The 14828-nt window shown below is 73.8% G+C and carries 11 protein-coding genes; all 11 read right to left on the reverse strand.

Annotated features, from left to right (window positions below):
* Positions 1-145: 145 nt before the first annotated feature.
* The gene (locus tag ACZ4Z2_RS34010) at positions 146-991 is read right to left on the reverse strand and encodes a 4'-phosphopantetheinyl transferase family protein (RefSeq protein WP_468081334.1); all 846 of its coding nucleotides are present in this window, start codon (positions 989-991) and stop codon (positions 146-148) included.
* Positions 972-1835 (reverse strand): 2-oxo acid dehydrogenase subunit E2, encoded by an 864-nt coding sequence (locus ACZ4Z2_RS34015; protein WP_468081335.1) that lies wholly within the window; start codon positions 1833-1835, stop codon positions 972-974. Before ACZ4Z2_RS34015 ends, ACZ4Z2_RS34010 begins: the two co-directional genes overlap by 20 nt.
* The gene (locus ACZ4Z2_RS34020) at positions 1832-2059 is read right to left on the reverse strand and encodes an acyl carrier protein (protein ID WP_468081336.1); all 228 of its coding nucleotides are present in this window, start codon (positions 2057-2059) and stop codon (positions 1832-1834) included. The genes ACZ4Z2_RS34015 and ACZ4Z2_RS34020 overlap by 4 nt, the downstream gene beginning before the upstream one ends.
* Positions 2060-2096: 37 nt before the next feature.
* A complete protein-coding gene (locus ACZ4Z2_RS34025) occupies positions 2097-3155 on the reverse strand; it encodes a 3-oxoacyl-ACP synthase III family protein (RefSeq protein ID WP_468081337.1) in 1059 nt (352 codons plus the stop codon).
* Between the two features lie 62 nt (positions 3156-3217).
* On the reverse strand, positions 3218-6280 hold the full coding sequence (locus ACZ4Z2_RS34030) for a type I polyketide synthase (RefSeq protein WP_468081339.1): 3063 nt from the start codon (positions 6278-6280) through the stop codon (positions 3218-3220).
* On the reverse strand, positions 6277-6585 hold the full coding sequence (locus tag ACZ4Z2_RS34035; protein WP_390953482.1) for an acyl carrier protein: 309 nt from the start codon (positions 6583-6585) through the stop codon (positions 6277-6279). The genes ACZ4Z2_RS34030 and ACZ4Z2_RS34035 overlap by 4 nt, the downstream gene beginning before the upstream one ends.
* Before the next feature lie 45 nt (positions 6586-6630).
* Positions 6631-8427: an acyl-CoA dehydrogenase family protein gene (locus tag ACZ4Z2_RS34040; protein WP_468081340.1), complete on the reverse strand. Its 1797-nt coding sequence runs from the start codon at positions 8425-8427 to the stop codon at positions 6631-6633.
* Positions 8421-10361 carry an acyl-CoA dehydrogenase family protein gene (locus ACZ4Z2_RS34045; RefSeq protein WP_468081341.1) on the reverse strand — a complete coding sequence of 647 codons (1941 nt, stop codon included), beginning with the start codon at positions 10359-10361 and terminating at the stop codon, positions 8421-8423. Before ACZ4Z2_RS34045 ends, ACZ4Z2_RS34040 begins: the two co-directional genes overlap by 7 nt.
* A 3-nt stretch (positions 10362-10364) precedes the next feature.
* Positions 10365-12188, reverse strand: coding sequence for a fatty acyl-AMP ligase (locus tag ACZ4Z2_RS34050; protein ID WP_468081343.1), 1824 nt, complete (start codon positions 12186-12188; stop codon positions 10365-10367).
* 140 nt (positions 12189-12328) lie between these two features.
* Positions 12329-12646, reverse strand: coding sequence for a DUF6059 family protein (locus ACZ4Z2_RS34055; RefSeq protein ID WP_468081345.1), 318 nt, complete (start codon positions 12644-12646; stop codon positions 12329-12331).
* 11 nt (positions 12647-12657) lie between these two features.
* Positions 12658-14613, reverse strand: a complete 1956-nt coding sequence (locus tag ACZ4Z2_RS34060) for an HAD-IIIC family phosphatase (RefSeq protein ID WP_468081347.1) — start codon at positions 14611-14613, stop codon at positions 12658-12660.
* Positions 14614-14828 lie beyond the last annotated feature (215 nt).

Here is a 14828-nt window from a genome sequence, read left to right on the forward strand (position 1 = left end):
TCCCCCCCCCCTCCCCTCTCCCCCCCCCCCCCCCCCCCCCCCCCCCCCCCCCCCCCCCCCCCCCTCCCTCCCCCTCCCCCCCCCCCCCCCCCCCCCCCCCCCCCCCCCCCCGCCGTCGGCCCTCACCCGGCCCTCACCCGGCTCCTCACCAGTCCAGGAGGCCGTCCCCTTGCCCGGTCTCGTCCTCGGGCTCCGCGTCGTCGCCGAGGGCCTCGGACACGGCGGCGACCACCCGCGGGTCGAGCATGGTGCGCGCGGCGGTGTCCCGGGTGCCGCCGAAGCCGGCGTCGCTGACCGCGACGCTGGCGACGTAGCCGTCGTCGACGGAGAACGTGCGGAACTGCCATTCCACGCCGGTGCCCGGCGCCCCGTCGGGAGCCAGGACCCGGGCGGGCCGGCCGTCGCCGCTGAAGCCGAAGTCGGTGAAGCGGAACCGCAGGCCCTGTCCGATCGCCTTGCTGTACGCCTCCTTGAGGGTCCACATCCGTACGAGCGCGGCGCCCCTGCGCTGTGCGGGGAGCCGTTCCAGGACGGTCAGTTCGTGGGGCGTGCAGACGTGGCGGTGCAGCCCGCGCGTGTAGAGCGGGCGGTCCGCCCGCTCCGCGTCCACCCCGATCAGTCCTTTGGTGGTGAGCCCGATGAGCAGCAGGTCCTCGGTGTGGCTGAGGCTGATGTCCACCGCGTCGTAGCCGCGCAGATAGGGGCGCCCCGTGGGGCCGTACCCGAGTTCGACGGCCTGCGGGGGCACCCTCAGCGCCACCGCGGCGGCGAACTTCAGCAGCACCCGCGACGCGGCGAACCGGGTCCGCACGTCCGGGTGCGTCATCTCCAGGTAGCGGTCCCAGTCCCGGCCCAGCAGGGCACGCAGCCGCGGGGCGCCCGCCCGGTCCGGCCGCCAGTCGGCGAGCCGGGCGTGCAACAACGCGACCTCGTGCTCCTCCAGGTCGGCGCGCACCTGGTCCCAGGCTCCGTCACGGCCGGAGATCCGCACCGGCTCCCCGAGCGATGGGCTGGGTGCCGTCCTCCTCCGCGTCATCGAAGCCCTCCAATTCCTGCTTGAGATCACCCAGTACGTCGGCGGCGGCCGCGCCGTCGACGATCCGGTGGTCGAAGGTGAGTCCCAGCCGCATCACCGGGGCGACGGCGATCAGCCCGTCCTTGACGACGGGCCGGTCGACGACGCGCCCCGCGCACAGGGTGACGGCGGTGCCCCCGCTGGAGTGGAAGCCGTCGACGGGGCGGTGGCCGAGCGAGCTGACCGCGACGGTGCCGAGGACACCCGGCCGTCTGGCCGGGTCGCGGGTCGCGGCGGCGAAGGCCAGCCGGCCGAGCGGCACCGGCAGCCGGCCGAGCGTCCGGACCCCGCGGAACTCGTCGAGCCGCTCGATGCCGGGACCCCGGTAGCGGTCGACGCGTGCCTGGATCTCGTCGAGGTCCGCGCGCTCCAGGGCGGGCAGCAGCGCGGAGAGCACGGTCCGTTCGCCGTCCACGGTGCGGTCCAGCGCCAGCTTGGCGGTGACCCCGCTGAACCGGAGGGTCCGCGGTCCGCGCAGCCCGAACAGCCGGGCCGGGGCGAGGGCCGCGTTGGCCTCCGGGTGGCGGTGCAGGACCCGGCCGGTGGCGTGCAGCAGATAGGTGACGACGGAGTAGCGCCGGCCGGCGGCGCGCGCGGCCGCGCGATGGGCCTGGATCCGGGTCATGTCGATGTCGGTGTCGAGGTGGACGGGCCGCTGCCGGGCGGCGAGCTCCAGGAAGTACAGGGTGTGCCGGCGGCGGCGCTCGGGGTGCGCCCGTACGGGGGCCGGCGGTGTCCCGCCGGCCCCGGGCCCGGTCATGTCCGGGCCGCCAGCTGGTAGATCTCGTGGAGACTGCGGGCCTCCAGCAGCCTGCCCACGGGCAGGCTGCGGCCGGTGGCCTGTTCCAGCGCGGTGACCAGTTTCAGCAGGTACAGCGAGTCCCATTCGGGCAGCTGGTCCAGGTCGGCGGAGACCTGGTACTCCTCCAGCGGCATGCCGAGCTCGTCCCTGACGAGGCGGACGAAATCGTCGATGGTGTGCATTCTGTACGGCCCTCCCAGGGGCGGGTGTGTGCGGACGTCAGATCTTCTCGAGCGCGAAACCGGACTTGATCCACTTGCTGGACTCGACGGCGACCGCCAGCGCGCGCTGCCCCTGGCCGATCTTCCCCAGCAGCGCCTCCAGTTGGAGGAAGGGCAGGGCGTTGCCGTTGTTCCCGGTGTCCGCGACGCAGGACACCTCGACGGCGTCGGGCAGGCCGAGTTCCTCCGTGATCCGCCGTGTCATCCGGCCGGACAGCTGCGGCGGCAGCAGGAAGTCGACCTGCTCCGGGGTCCAGTCGACGTCCTCCAGGAGTTCCCAGAGGATCTCCACGGCCATGACGGGGACGGACTCCTCGATGGCCTTGTAGTCCTCCCGTACGGCCTGCCGGTCGTCGTAGCGGTCGGCGAGCCCGAACCAGTCGATGACCTGGCCGGGCTCCCGGCCCAGTCCGGTGAACCGGTTGAGGACGGCGCGCAGGGCCAGCCGCTCACCGCGCGGCGCCGAGGTGACGACGGCGGCGCCCGCTCCGTCGCCGAAGAGCACGTAGTTGACGAGGTCGCTGGGGGCGGCCGAGGACAGGTCCCGGTCGAGGTCGAGGTGCTTGCTGCAGACGTCCCCGCCGATGACCAGCCCCGCCTTGTGCCCTCCTCCGGTGACGAGGGTGTGGCCCAGTTGCAGGGCCTGGACGGCGCCGGCGCAGCCGGACTGGAGCTGGTAGGTGGGGATCTGGTCCAGACCGAGCTGGTCGACGACGTGGTTGACGGTGGCGGGCATGAGGTGGTCCGGGGTCGCGGTGCCCATGACCACGAAGTCGATCTCATGGGGGGCGAGCCCGGAGGCGGTGAGCGCCTGTTCGGCGGCGCGGGCGCACAGGTCGGCCAGCGACCAGCGGACCTCGCCCGTCTCCAGGTCGCGGGCGAAGTGCCGGGTCCGGGTGCCGATGAACACGTCGATCCACTCTTCGTTGACGCCGAGCGTCCTCGCCAGCGCCGCGTTGTCGACGGGGTCGCCCGGCAGCGCGGTGCCGACGGCGGCGAGGTAGGAGACCGGCCCGGGCGGGGCGGGGCGGAGCTGGGGTGAGTGTTCCGACTGCATGGGAGCGGTCCTTCCGTGGAGTGCGGTGCGGGAGCGGCGGGCGCCTCGGTCTGCGGGCCCCGTCAGGCGACGGCCGAACCGGCGCGGTCCTGGAGGTAGTCGGCGAGGTCGCCGACGGAGGACAGGCGCGGGAGGAGGTCCTGCACGCTGATCGTCTCCAGCCCGTCGAGCCGTTCCTGGAGCCGGTCCTTCAACTCCATGATCATCACCGAGTCGAAGCCGAGGTCCTCGTAGAGCAGGGACAGCCGTGAGACCTCGTCCGTGGCGTATCCGCCCACCTCGGCGACGGCCTCGATGACGGCGCGGGCCACCGGGTCCACCGCCGTGTCGTCCGCGGCGGCGGGCAGGACGGCGGTGAGCACGGCGCCGTGCTCGTGCGCGGCCGGCTCGTCCCCGGGGCGCGGCGACGCGGTGTCCGTGCTGTGGGGGCTGTCGGGGACGACGCTGAGGTCCGCCGCCGGAGCGGCCCGTACGGCGGTACGGGTCCAGAACCGGTGGGCGTCGGAGAAGGCGTAGGGGGCGAGCCGCTGCGGCAGCCGCTCCTCCTGCGGGTACACGGCGTCCCACCGGGGGTCGAGCCCGCTGCGGAAGAGTTCGGCGAGCGCCTCGGCGAACGTACGGCCGTCGGCCTCCTCCCCCGACACGGGGGCCACGCTGTGCACCCCGGCGCCGGCCTCGGAGCGCAGGGCGCGCGCCATGCCGCTGAGCACCGGGCGGGGGCCGACCTCCACCAGATGGGTGGGGCCCGCCTCCAGCAGCCGGCTCATCGCGTCGCCGAACAGCACGGGGGCGCTGATGTGCTCGGTCCAGTACTTGGCGTCCATCGGCTCGGCCTCCAGCAGCCGCCCGCGCACGGTGGAGTACACCGGGAGCCTGGGCACCCCGCCGCCGACCTCGTCCGCGATCGCGGCGAACGTGTCGAGCATCGGTTCCATCAGCGGGGAGTGGAAGGCGTGGGAGACCTCCAGGCGACGGGTCCTGACGCCCTGTCGTCCGAGCGCCTCGTCGATCCGCTCCAGTGCCGCCAGGTCCCCGGACAGGACGGTGGCACGGGGGCCGTTGACGGCACCGATCCCGACGAGGGGCTCCGCGTCCACGAGTTCGACCAGATCCGCCAGCGGTGCCCGCACGCTGAGCATGCCGCCGCCCTCGGGCAGCCGCTCCATCAGGGCGCCCCGCGCGGCGATCAGCCGTGCGGCCTGCTCCAGCGGGAAGACCTCGGCGAGGACGGCCGCGGCGTACTCGCCGACGCTGTGGCCGAGCAGCAGCGCGGGCGGCACCCCCAGTTCGGTCAGGCTCGCCGCCAGGGCGTACTCGACGGCGAACAGGGCGGGCTGGGTCCAGCCGGTGCGGTGCACGGCCTCGTCGCCGGAGAGCAGCAGGTCGCGTACCGAGCCGCCGACGTGCGGGGCGAGCGCCTCGTCGGCCTCGTTGAGGAACCGCCGGTACAGCGGCGACTGAAGATACAGCCGCCCGGTCATTCCCGGGTACTGCGAGCCCTGCCCGGTGAACAGCAGTCCCACCTGGGGCTTGCCGGTGGCGTTGCCGACGAGCCGGGCCAGCAGGTCGTCGTCGCCGGCGGCCTCGCGCAGAGTCGCGGCGAGTTCGCCGGTGTCCTTGGCGGGCAGCGCGAAGCGGTAGCGGTGCCCGGTCTTGGTCCGGTTGCTGCTCCAGCACAGCGGGCCGGCCGGGACCCGGCGCCGTTCCAGGGCGTCGGCCTGGACGAGCAGGTTGCGGCGGAGCGCGGCCGTGGAGGGGGCGGTCAGGGTGAAGACGCCGGCGCCGAGGCCCGAGGCGCCGGTGGTCCGGCCGGTGCGCCCGGAGTCCGGGTCCCGCTCCTCGGGGCGGGCGGCGTACGGCGGCGCGGACTCCAGGACGGCGTGGGCGTTGGTGCCGCCCATGCCGAAGCTGCTGAGGCCGCCGATCGCCGGCCCGGAGCGCAGCCGCAGCGGGGCCTTGAGGAGCCGTATGCCCTGCTTGGCGAGTTTCAGGGCGGGGTTCTCCTTGGCGGCGAACCGGCTGGCGGGGACCGTCTTGTGGTGCAGTGACAGGGCGACCTTGATGAGGCCCGCGATGCCCGCGGCCCCTTCGGTGTGCCCGATGTTGCCCTTGACGGAGCCGAGGGCCAGCGGGCGTCCGGAGCGGCCGGAGTGCAGATGGCCGAGCGCCTTGATCTCGATCATGTCGCCGAGGACGGTGCCGGTGCCGTGGGCCTCGATGAAGGTGACGTCGGACGGTTCGACACCGGCCCGGCGGTAGGCGGCGGCCAACACCTCCTGCTGTGACCAGCGGTTGGGGGCGGTGATGCCGTTGCTGCGGCCGTCCTGGTTGACGGCGGTGCCGCGGATCACCGCGTACACCGGCTGGCCGTCGGCGATCGCGTCCTCCAGCCGCCGCAGCACCACCGCGCCGACGCCCTCGCCCCGGCCGATGCCGTCGGCGTCGGCGCTGAAGGGCTTGCAGCGGCCGTCGGGCGCGGACAGCCCGGCCTGGGTGTAGAAGATGCCGAGCGCCGGGGTGAGCGCCACGTTGACCCCGGCGGCGATGGCGGTGTCGCACTCCCCCGCCAGCAGCGCGTTGCACGCCAGGTGGACGGCGACGAGGGAGGAGGAGCAGGCGGTGTCGACGGCGAGGCTGGGGCCCTTGAGGTCGAGGTGGTACGAGATCCGGTTGGCGGTCATGCAGTAGCCGTTGCCGGAGCCGAGCTGCGCGGTGACCTTGGCGTAGTCGGTCATGTGCAGGTGCGCCCACTCGTTGCCCATGATGCCGACGAAGACGCCGGTGTCGGTGCCGGCCAGCTTGTGCGGGGCGATCCCGGCGTCCTCCACGGCGCGCCAGGCGCACTGGAGCAGCAGTCTCTGCTGCGGGTCCATGGCGGCCGCCTCGCGCGGGGAGACGGTGAAGAACTCGTTGTCGAAGGCGTCCGGGTCGGAGATGAACCCGCCCTCGGTGGTGTTGGAGTGTCCTTCGGCACCGGAGCGGGAGTGGAAGTCACGGGCGTCCCAGCGCTGCCGGGGCACCTTGTCCACCCCGTCCCCGGAGCGCATCAGCATGTCCCAGTAGGCGGCCGCGTCGGGCGCCCCCGGGAACCGGCAGTCGATGCCGACTATGGCGACGGGCCTCATCGATTGTCTCCCCCCATCTCCCCCAGCTCCTCGACCAGGTGCCCGGCCAGCGCCTCGACGGTCGGGTAGTCCCAGGCCACGGTGGGTTCGAGGACGAGGTCGAAGTCCTCCTCGATGTCACCGCACAGGCTCAGCGCGGCCACCGAGTCCAGCCCGTACTCGGCCAGCGGCACGGTCGGGGAGATCTCGGACGGCGTCCGCTTGAGGTAGAGGGCGATCCGGTCGGCGAGCCAGCTGCTCAGCGACTCGACGGTGTGTGCGGTGTGCTCGTTGTTCGCGGTGCGGTCGGTCGCGGGAACAGACATGGTGTAACTCCTCGTGAAGGCGCGTCAGGTCCGGTCGGCCGGCGGTCAGCCGGCCAGCGGGGTGTCGTAGAGGTCGTAGCTGCGGCGTTCGTGGAAGCGCCGGAGCACTTCTTCGTGCACCCGGCCCTCGCACCCGGGCGGCAGGTCGGCGGGGCGCTGCCCGAGCCGTCGCGCCAGCCGGTGCAGTGCGGCGGCCACCCAGGCCGGGTCGGCCAGGAAGGGGTCGTCGCCGCCCTGGGCCCCGCGCCAGACACCGAGCACGGACGCCGCCGCGAGGAACACCGCGTAGCGGTCGGCGAGCGCGAAGCTGGCGGGGCTGGCGAGGGCGGTGCGGTCCTGCGGGGACAGGTTGAGGCTGTCCTCCTGGATCTGGCGCAGCTGGTCCAGCATCCGCATGACGAGCGCCTGCACGGCGAGTTCCTCGGGAGAGCCGCTGGGCAGGTCGTCGGCGGCGGCGACGAGGGAGGCGCTGAGGCTGTCCCGGCCGCTGGCCAGGGCGAGGTCCTCGAAGGGGATGCCGGGCAGCCCCTCGCGGGGGCGGAACAGGCTCCGCGGGGCCTCGTCCCCGGAGAACCAGGCGCGCCGGGCCAGCCGGGACAGCTGGGGGATGATGGTGGCCTGGCAGGCGGCGGAGCCGGCGTGGCCGAGGCTGAGCACCGGCAGGTCACGGACGTGCTTCTGGAAGAGGCCGAACTCGCCCTCCCGGACGTAGAACCGCGCGCCGAGCACGATCGACAGGTCGTACATGGTGTCGGTGAGCATCTTGGGCACCAGGTACTTCACGGCGGCCGCGTACACGCTGGTCTCGTCGGGCAGCAGATGCACCGCCCGGGTGCCGACCGTGGCCATGCTGTCGCAGATCAGCAGGTCGAGGAAGGCGCCGGTGAGGGTGGCGGAGGCGTGCGGGATCTCCATCACCGAACGCCGGTACAGCTGGCGTCCGAGGGCGAACCGCACGACCGTGCGCAGGCTGGTGTCGAGGGCGCCGACGGCCATGCTGGGCACGGCGCTGCGGGTGATCTGGAAGGATCGCAGCGCCAGTTCCACGCCCTGGCCGCGGGCGCCGACGAGGGTGCTGTCGGGCACCGGGCAGTCGGTGAAGTCCAGCCCGGACAGGCGGCAGCCGCGCACACCGACCGCGTTGTAGCGGGGCAGGACCGCGAAGCGTTCCGCGTCGAGCTGGTCCCGCTCGACCAGCAGCACGGAGTGGCTGCGGCTGCCGGGGCTGTCGTCGGTACGGCTGAACAGGGCGTAGGCGTCGGCCCGGTCGGCGTTGTTGATGACCTCCTTGCGGCCGTTGAGACGGAAGCCGCCGGGTACGGGGTCGGCCCGGAACTCGTTGCGCACGAAGTCGTTGCCGTGCGGCAGCTCGTGGTAGGCGACGGAGACCTTGGAGCCGCCGAGCAGCAGGTCCGCCGTCCGGCGGCGCTGCTCCTCGTTGCCGGCGGTCCACACGTTGACGGCGGCCATGAAGGACGTGATGCCGTAGCCGAGGCCGAGCGCCACGTCCCGGCGGAACACCTGGCGCATCACGCGGACGAGTGTGTCGAGCCGGTCGAGTCGCCCGCCGAGGTCGGTGGGCACGAACTCGGCGTTGAGCACCACGTCGTCGAGGAGCCGCTCACCGGCGGCGGGCAGTTCCCCGGCCTCGTCGGCGGCCAGCAGTCCGACGGCGCCGAGCGGGTTGGCGGGGTCCTGGGGGTCCCCGAAGCGGCTCTCCAGGTCGGCGATCCGGGCCTGGACCTCGCTCTCGCGCGCCCGGTGGGCGGCCTGGTCGGTGGGTGCGGTGCCGTTCGGGGCTGCCTTGCCGTGCAGCCCCTGGACCGCGGGATCACTCAGCATGACGTCCCCTCGGATGTCCGGGCGCCGCCGACGGCGACCCGGGTGGCGGTGTGTGCGGGCGGTGCGGCGGCCGGCGAGGCGCCCTCGCCGCCGGGCGCGTGGGAGGGCGCTGCGGTAGCGCCGGGTGCCCCGGTGGGGCGGTCGGTGGGGCGGCCTGTGGGAACGTCGATGGGAACGCCGGTGGGGACGTCGGCGGGCCGGTGCAGGGTGAACGGGAGCAGGGAGAACAGCTCGCCCGCGTCACGTGCGGCGCGCAGCCGCTCCAGCAGCGGGGGGTAGGCGTCGGGGTCGCCGGCGTCCGGTTCGCCCAGCCGCGCCAGCAGCCGGTCGAGGACGGGCCACAGCCACACCCCGTCGCGCCACAGCGTCCCGGTGCGCCCCGCCTCCGCGGCCCGGTGGTTGTGCGTCCACAGGCCGAGGCAGGCGGCGCCGGCCAGGCACAGGCTGTACTGCCGGGCCACGTCGAACGCGGCGGGCGGGACGTCGGAGACCACGGCGCGGTGGGCGTCCATCGCCTCGTGGACCCGGCCGGTCACCGCGAGCAGCCGCTCCGCCGCGCCCAGCGCGCCCTTGAGTTCGGGCCGCCCGGCGGCCTCGGCGCGCAACGCCGCGACCGACGCCGGGAGGGTGGCCATGATGCCGCTGCCCCGCCGGGCCACCAGGGAGAGCCGCTCGGGGGCGAGCGGGGGCAGCGGCTCCGCGAGGTCGAAGGCGCGGGCGGCGCCTGCCGTGTCGCCGCTGCCCCGCAGCCAGCCACGGGACAGCGAACGGAACTGGTTGACCAGGGAGTTGAGGTTGACGAGGGTGTTGCCGTCGAAGAGGCCGACGATGCGGTGGTCGCGGTCGACCTTCTGGAACATGCCGAGGGCGTGGACGTCCTTGAGGAAGGCCCGCGCCCCGAGCAGCCGGGTCAGCTCGGCGATCACGCCCTCGGTGCCGGTGGGCACCAGGTACTTGGTGACGGCGGCGGCCACGCTCAGCTCGTCGGGGACGGTGTGCACGGACCGGGCGGCGACCGTGGCCAGCGCCTCCCCGGCGAGCACGTCCGCGGCGGCCGAGGCGAGCACGTGCCGTGCCTGCGGCAGGTCGACCAGGCGCCGTCCGAACAGTTCGCGCCGCTCGGCGAAGTCCAGGGCGATGTTCAGCGCGTGGTCGGCCGAACCCAGCGACAGCGAGGCGCACATGGTACGGGTGAGCTGGAGGGCCTTGAGGACGGTCTCGACGCCGCCGCCCTCCCCGCCGACCGCCGCGTCCGCCGGCACGGGGGCGCCGTCGAAGGTGATGCCGCTGATGTCGGCGCCCCGGATGCCATGGGTGTGGATCTTGTCGACGTGGCGGTAGTGCTCCCCCTCGGTCAGGGGCCGCTTGTCGACGAGCAGCACCGTGAAACCGCGCGGCCCGCCGTCCTCGGACGTTCGGGTGAGCACGGAGAGCAGGCTGCCCCGGGTGGCGTTGTTGATCAGCCACTTCTCGCCGCTGACGCGCCAGCCGCCCGCGCCGTCGGCCTCGCCCCGCACGTCCCCGGCGAGCAGGTCGCTGCCGTGGGCGCGCTCGGTGAGGGCCAGCGAGACCGGCACGCCCGCCCGGATGTCCGCGGCGAGCCGGCGGGCCTGCTCGGGGGTGCCGGAGATCCAGACGCACACCCCGCCCAGGTACGTCTTGCCGTGGCCGACGGCGACGGTCAGATCGCGGCGGGCCACCACCCGCATGACCTGCATGACGGTCTCGTAGTCGGTGAGCCTGCCGCCGTACTCGGCGGGGATGTAGAACTCCTGCAGCCCCCAGCCCTCCAGCACCCGGCAGATGTCGGACGGGAACTCCTCGTTCTCGTCCAGTTCCAGGCAGCGGGCGTGCGAGAAGGGTGTGCGGGGGTCGTCGGGGTCGCCGAGGAGCGACTCCAGCTCCTGTGCGACGCGGTAGGGAGGATGGTCCATGGTTCAGCCCACCGGTGCCATGGCCGCGTCGGCGGCCGGGGTGTCCGCCGCGCCGGACGCGGACGCCGCGGCGCCCGCCGCGGTTTCGACGAGGGTGCGCACCGACGGGTCGAGCACGGAGTGCAGCGCGGTGACGGCGCCCTGGAGGAACAGCTTGCGCATCAGGGTCCGCTGGATCTTGCCGCTGGTGGTCCTGCGGACGGTGCCGGGGCGGACGAGCAGGACGTTGCCGGCCGGTACGGCGAACTCCAGGCCGATGTGCCGCTGGATGTCGGTGGCGATGCTCTTGAGGTCGTCGCCCGCGGCGGCGGCCCGGATCTCGTGGATCACCACGAGGTGCTCCTGGCCGCCGGTGTCGACGGCGAAGACCGCCCCGGCGCCGATCGCCGGGTTCAGGCCGCGGACCGCGCTCTCCACGTCGTACGGGTAGATGTTGCGGCCGTTGATGAGGACCATCTCCTTGAGACGGCCCGTCACGAACAGCTCACCGCCGCCGAGGACGCCCATGTCGCCGGTGCGCAGCCAGGCGCCCAGCTCCTCCTGGCCGGCGATCCGGGCGCCGAAGATCTCCGCGTTGACCTCTGGCCGCTCCCAGTAGCCGGAGGCCACGCTGGCGCCGCGCACCCAGATCTCCCCGACCCGGCCCTCGGGCTGCTCGACGAGCGTCTCGGGGTCGACGATCCGCACCTCGAAGTCCTCGGCGAGCGCGACCCCGCTGCTGACCAGGGTGCGGCGCGGGGCGCCCAGGAACGGTCCGGCGAGGGTGCCCTGTTCCAGGCCGGCCGCGTCGACCTCGCGCAGCAGCGCGCCCCGTGTCTTGGGGGTGCCGGTCACCAGCAGGGTCGTCTCGGCCATGCCGTAGCAGGGGAACATGGTCTCCGCGCGGAAGCCGTGGGGCCCGAAGCGCTCGGTGAACGCCTGGAGGGTCTCGGCGCGGACGGGTTCGGCGCCGTTGCAGGCGGTCCGCCACGTCGACAGGTCCAGGCCCTCCAGCTGCGCGTCGGTGACGCGGCGGACGCACAGGTCGTACGCGAAGTTGGGGCCGCCGCTGGCGTTCACCCCGTACTCGCTGACCATTTCCAGCCAGCGGGCGGGCTTGCGCAGGAACGACACCGGGGGGATGAGCACGCTCGTGGTGCCCAGCCACAGCGGCTGGAGGATGTGCCCGATCAGGCCCATGTCGTGGTAGAAGGGCAGCCATCCGCCGATCATCGTGTCGGGGGTGTTGCCGGTGGAGCGGGCGATGGCCGCCTCGTTGGCGAGCAGGTTGCCGTGCGAGACCATCACGCCCTTGGGGGCGCTGGTGGACCCGGAGGTGTACTGCAGGAAGGCCAGGTGCTCCGGGCCCAGACCCGGGTCGCGCCAGGCGTCCGCGTCCCCGACCGTGCCCTGGTCGGTGGGCAGGCAGACCACGTCGGAGAAGCCCTCGGCGGCCAGCCACGCCTCCACCTCCGGGGCGTGCTCGGCGAGGGTCAGCACGGCGCCGACGCGGGCGTCGCGGACGATCCCCGAGACCCGGCGGAAGTGCTGGCCCTGCTCGGAGGGCAGGGGCGCGGGCACCGCGACGGCGCCGGCGTAGAGGCAGCCCACGAACGCCTTCACGAAGTCCAGGCCCGAGGGGTACAGCAGCAGGACCTGACGTCCCGCCAGACCCCGTTCCTGCAGCCAGGACGCGATGTCCTTGGCCGACCGGTCCAGGCTCCGGTACGGCAGTCGCTCGGGCTCCTTGCCCCGTACGCCGTCCGCGAGGAACAGGAACGCGTCCTTGTCACCCCGTTCGTCCGACCGCGTCAGCACGAGCTCCGCGAATGAACCGAATTCCGCCACCGTCTTTCCCCTCGCCTCGAAGCGACTCGTATCGCGTGAAAACCGCTGAACCGGCCGAACCGGCCGGACCCGCCAGTCACCCGCCCGACCTGTCGTGCCGATCGTCGGGTCCGTCTCTAAAGCCCCTCTTGCGGCCGACGTCACTCCCGCCGGCCGGGGCCGTCCTCCACCCGGCCGTGGCCCTCCAGCTGCGCCCACAGCTCCCGTTCACGCGGGGACAGCGGCACATCGGCGACCAGGCGCTCGGGATGGGCGGGCGGCGGCTCGTCGAGCGGGAGCGCGCCGCCCCGGACACCGGGGCCCGGATCCCCGAGCCACCACTGCTTCGCCTGCTCGACGGAGGCCGGCGGCACCATGCCGAAGATCATGGCCAGCGCGCCGAAGCCGTCCACGAAGAACGTGACGACGCCCCGCCAGACGCGGCGCGGAGACCACCACATGCCGGGCGGGGCGGCCACGTCACCCCGCCTCAGGACGAGCGCCGGGCGAAGTCCGCGCTCAGGCGGACGTGCGCCGGCGGCGTCGGCAGGTGGTCCTCGGACAGGTCGTGCCGGAACGACACGGTGCCGTCCGCGTCCTCGCCCGTCTCGGCGAAGCCCAGCGACGGGTACAGCTCGCGCACCCGGTGGTTCTTGGCCGTCGGCCGGTAGCGGGCGTGCACGGCGCCCGCCCCGCGGGCCCGGGCCTCGCGCAGCAGCGCGGCCAGGCACGCCTGCTCGATGCCGCGGGAGAACACCCGGCAGCTCAGCAGCACGTTGTCGATGTGCCACTCGCCGGCGGTGCCGCCGGCCGGGTCGACGCCGCTCACCAGGACCGCGCCCACGAGGCCGTTGTCCCCGAACCGGTCCGCGGAGCGGATCGCCAGCACCAGCGTGTCGGCGGACTCGTGACGGGCCCGTACGTCGGCCTGCTGGAGCCGTTCGGTGGTGAGGTTGAACTGGTTGGTGCGCAGCGTCACCTGGGAGACCCGGGCGATCTCGTGCTCCCGCACGGGCGAGAAGGTGACCTCGACCCCCAGTTCCGCGAGGTACTCCTCCATGGACTCGGCGCTCTCCAGGAGGTCCTGCCGTGCCACCTCGGTGCGGTACTGCGTCGTCCGGGCGCGGTCCTCGGCGGTCAGCTCCCGTACGTCGAACCAGCCGTCGGCGAGCAGCCGTTCGATGTGCAGGGCGGGTTCCTCGTCGAGCCGGACCACGGCGACGCCGGGCAGGCTGCGGGCCACCAGCCCGCACTCGAACGGGGAGTCGTCGGCGAAGACGAAGCTGTCCACGCCGAGGTTGAGCCGCTGGGCGATCTCCAGCAGGTTGCGGTCCTTGGGCTCCCAGTTGGCGGTGACCTGGACGAAGTCGGTCTCCCGCAGGGCCATGTCGGGGTGGTCGCGCAGCACTCCGCGGACGGGCTCGATGTCGTTCTTGCTGCACACCGCGAGCAGCACGCCCTGGGCGCCGATCTGCCCGACGGCCTTCTGGAACCGGCCGAACGCCTCGCCCCGGTAGGTGGTGGCGGCGGCGATGCCGTCCGGGCCGTCGTCGCCGAGGATGCCGTCCCACAGGGTGTTGTCCAGGTCGACGACCAGCACCTTCTTGGTGCGGCCGCGCAGCACGCGGGCCAGGTGGCCGACCTCGCGGGCGTAGCCGGCGAGCAGTTCCTCGCCGAACTGCACCTTGGCGTAGGCGGCGAGGCGCGGCTCGTTGACCGGGCCGCCGGCCGCGACCAGCGGATCGAGGTCCACGACGTGGACGCGGTCGTGGACGGCGGCGAGCCGCAGCAGCCCCGCGTTGAACTCCCGCCAGACGACGCCGAGCCGGGCCCTGGACCGGGCGTCGACCAGGCGGCGCAGCTGGCTGCGGAGCAGGGGCACGGTGTTGAGCACGAGGGTGCCGGCGCCGCGCGTGACATAGCGCTCGGCGAGCGAGCCGATCAGGCTGAGCTTCCCGGACAGGACGCGCTGGACGTCCTCCACCGACCAGGGGTGCGGCAGCTCGGCGAAGACGATCTCGGCGTCCAGCACGCACAGCGCGAGATCCGCGGCGTACACGTCGCTGGAGATGTCGTGGAGGTCGCGGCGCCAGGCGCCGTAGTCGCCCTCGGTCAGCTTCGCCAGCAGGCCGTGCCGGGCGAGTTCGGCGGTCAGCGGTGCGGTGAGCCCCGTCAGCGTGGAGCCGCCGGTGACGGCGACGGTGATCGTCTCGGTGCCGGGGTGCTCGCGCAGCACCTCCTCCCGGTCCAGCCGGGCCAGCAGCTGCCCGGCCCGCGCCAGGTCCGGCGCGGGCGGCCCGGCGGGGTCCCCGGCCGCGGCCAGCTCGGCCAGCAGACCGGGCACCTCGTCGTACGCGTCGGCGAGGCGTCCTTCGGCGTGGAGGGCGCGCAGCCGGTCCAGCGGTCCGGTCCGCTCGCCCACGGCGGTGCTCACAACCGTGGCCATGGTGTCTCCATTCACTGAATCGCCCGTCGCTCGGCGCTCGCGGTGGTACGAGAGCGCCGCTGCGGACCCGCGCCCCGATCCGGACCCGGACCCACCACCACTGCCGGTGGCCGCACCGAGCCTGCCGAGCGCCTCTTAAGCGCCCCTTGCGCGAGGAGCCCGACGCGGGGCGCGAACGCGCCACAGACGTCAGAGCGCGGTCGGCGTGGGCGGCA

This window comes from Streptomyces sp. NPDC030183, assembly GCF_055573455.1.

Coding starts and splice junctions, on each gene's coding strand:
- ACZ4Z2_RS34040 (WP_468081340.1), bottom strand. CDS start 8,427: ATGCTGAGTGATCCCGCGGTCCAGGGGCTGCACGGCAAGGCAGCCCCG.
- ACZ4Z2_RS34025 (WP_468081337.1), bottom strand. CDS start 3,155: ATGCAGTCGGAACACTCACCCCAGCTCCGCCCCGCCCCGCCCGGGCCG.
- ACZ4Z2_RS34035 (WP_390953482.1), bottom strand. CDS start 6,585: ATGTCTGTTCCCGCGACCGACCGCACCGCGAACAACGAGCACACCGCA.
- ACZ4Z2_RS34045 (WP_468081341.1), bottom strand. CDS start 10,361: ATGGACCATCCTCCCTACCGCGTCGCACAGGAGCTGGAGTCGCTCCTC.
- ACZ4Z2_RS34020 (WP_468081336.1), bottom strand. CDS start 2,059: ATGCACACCATCGACGATTTCGTCCGCCTCGTCAGGGACGAGCTCGGC.
- ACZ4Z2_RS34015 (WP_468081335.1), bottom strand. CDS start 1,835: ATGACCGGGCCCGGGGCCGGCGGGACACCGCCGGCCCCCGTACGGGCG.
- ACZ4Z2_RS34030 (WP_468081339.1), bottom strand. CDS start 6,280: ATGAGGCCCGTCGCCATAGTCGGCATCGACTGCCGGTTCCCGGGGGCG.
- ACZ4Z2_RS34060 (WP_468081347.1), bottom strand. CDS start 14,613: ATGGCCACGGTTGTGAGCACCGCCGTGGGCGAGCGGACCGGACCGCTG.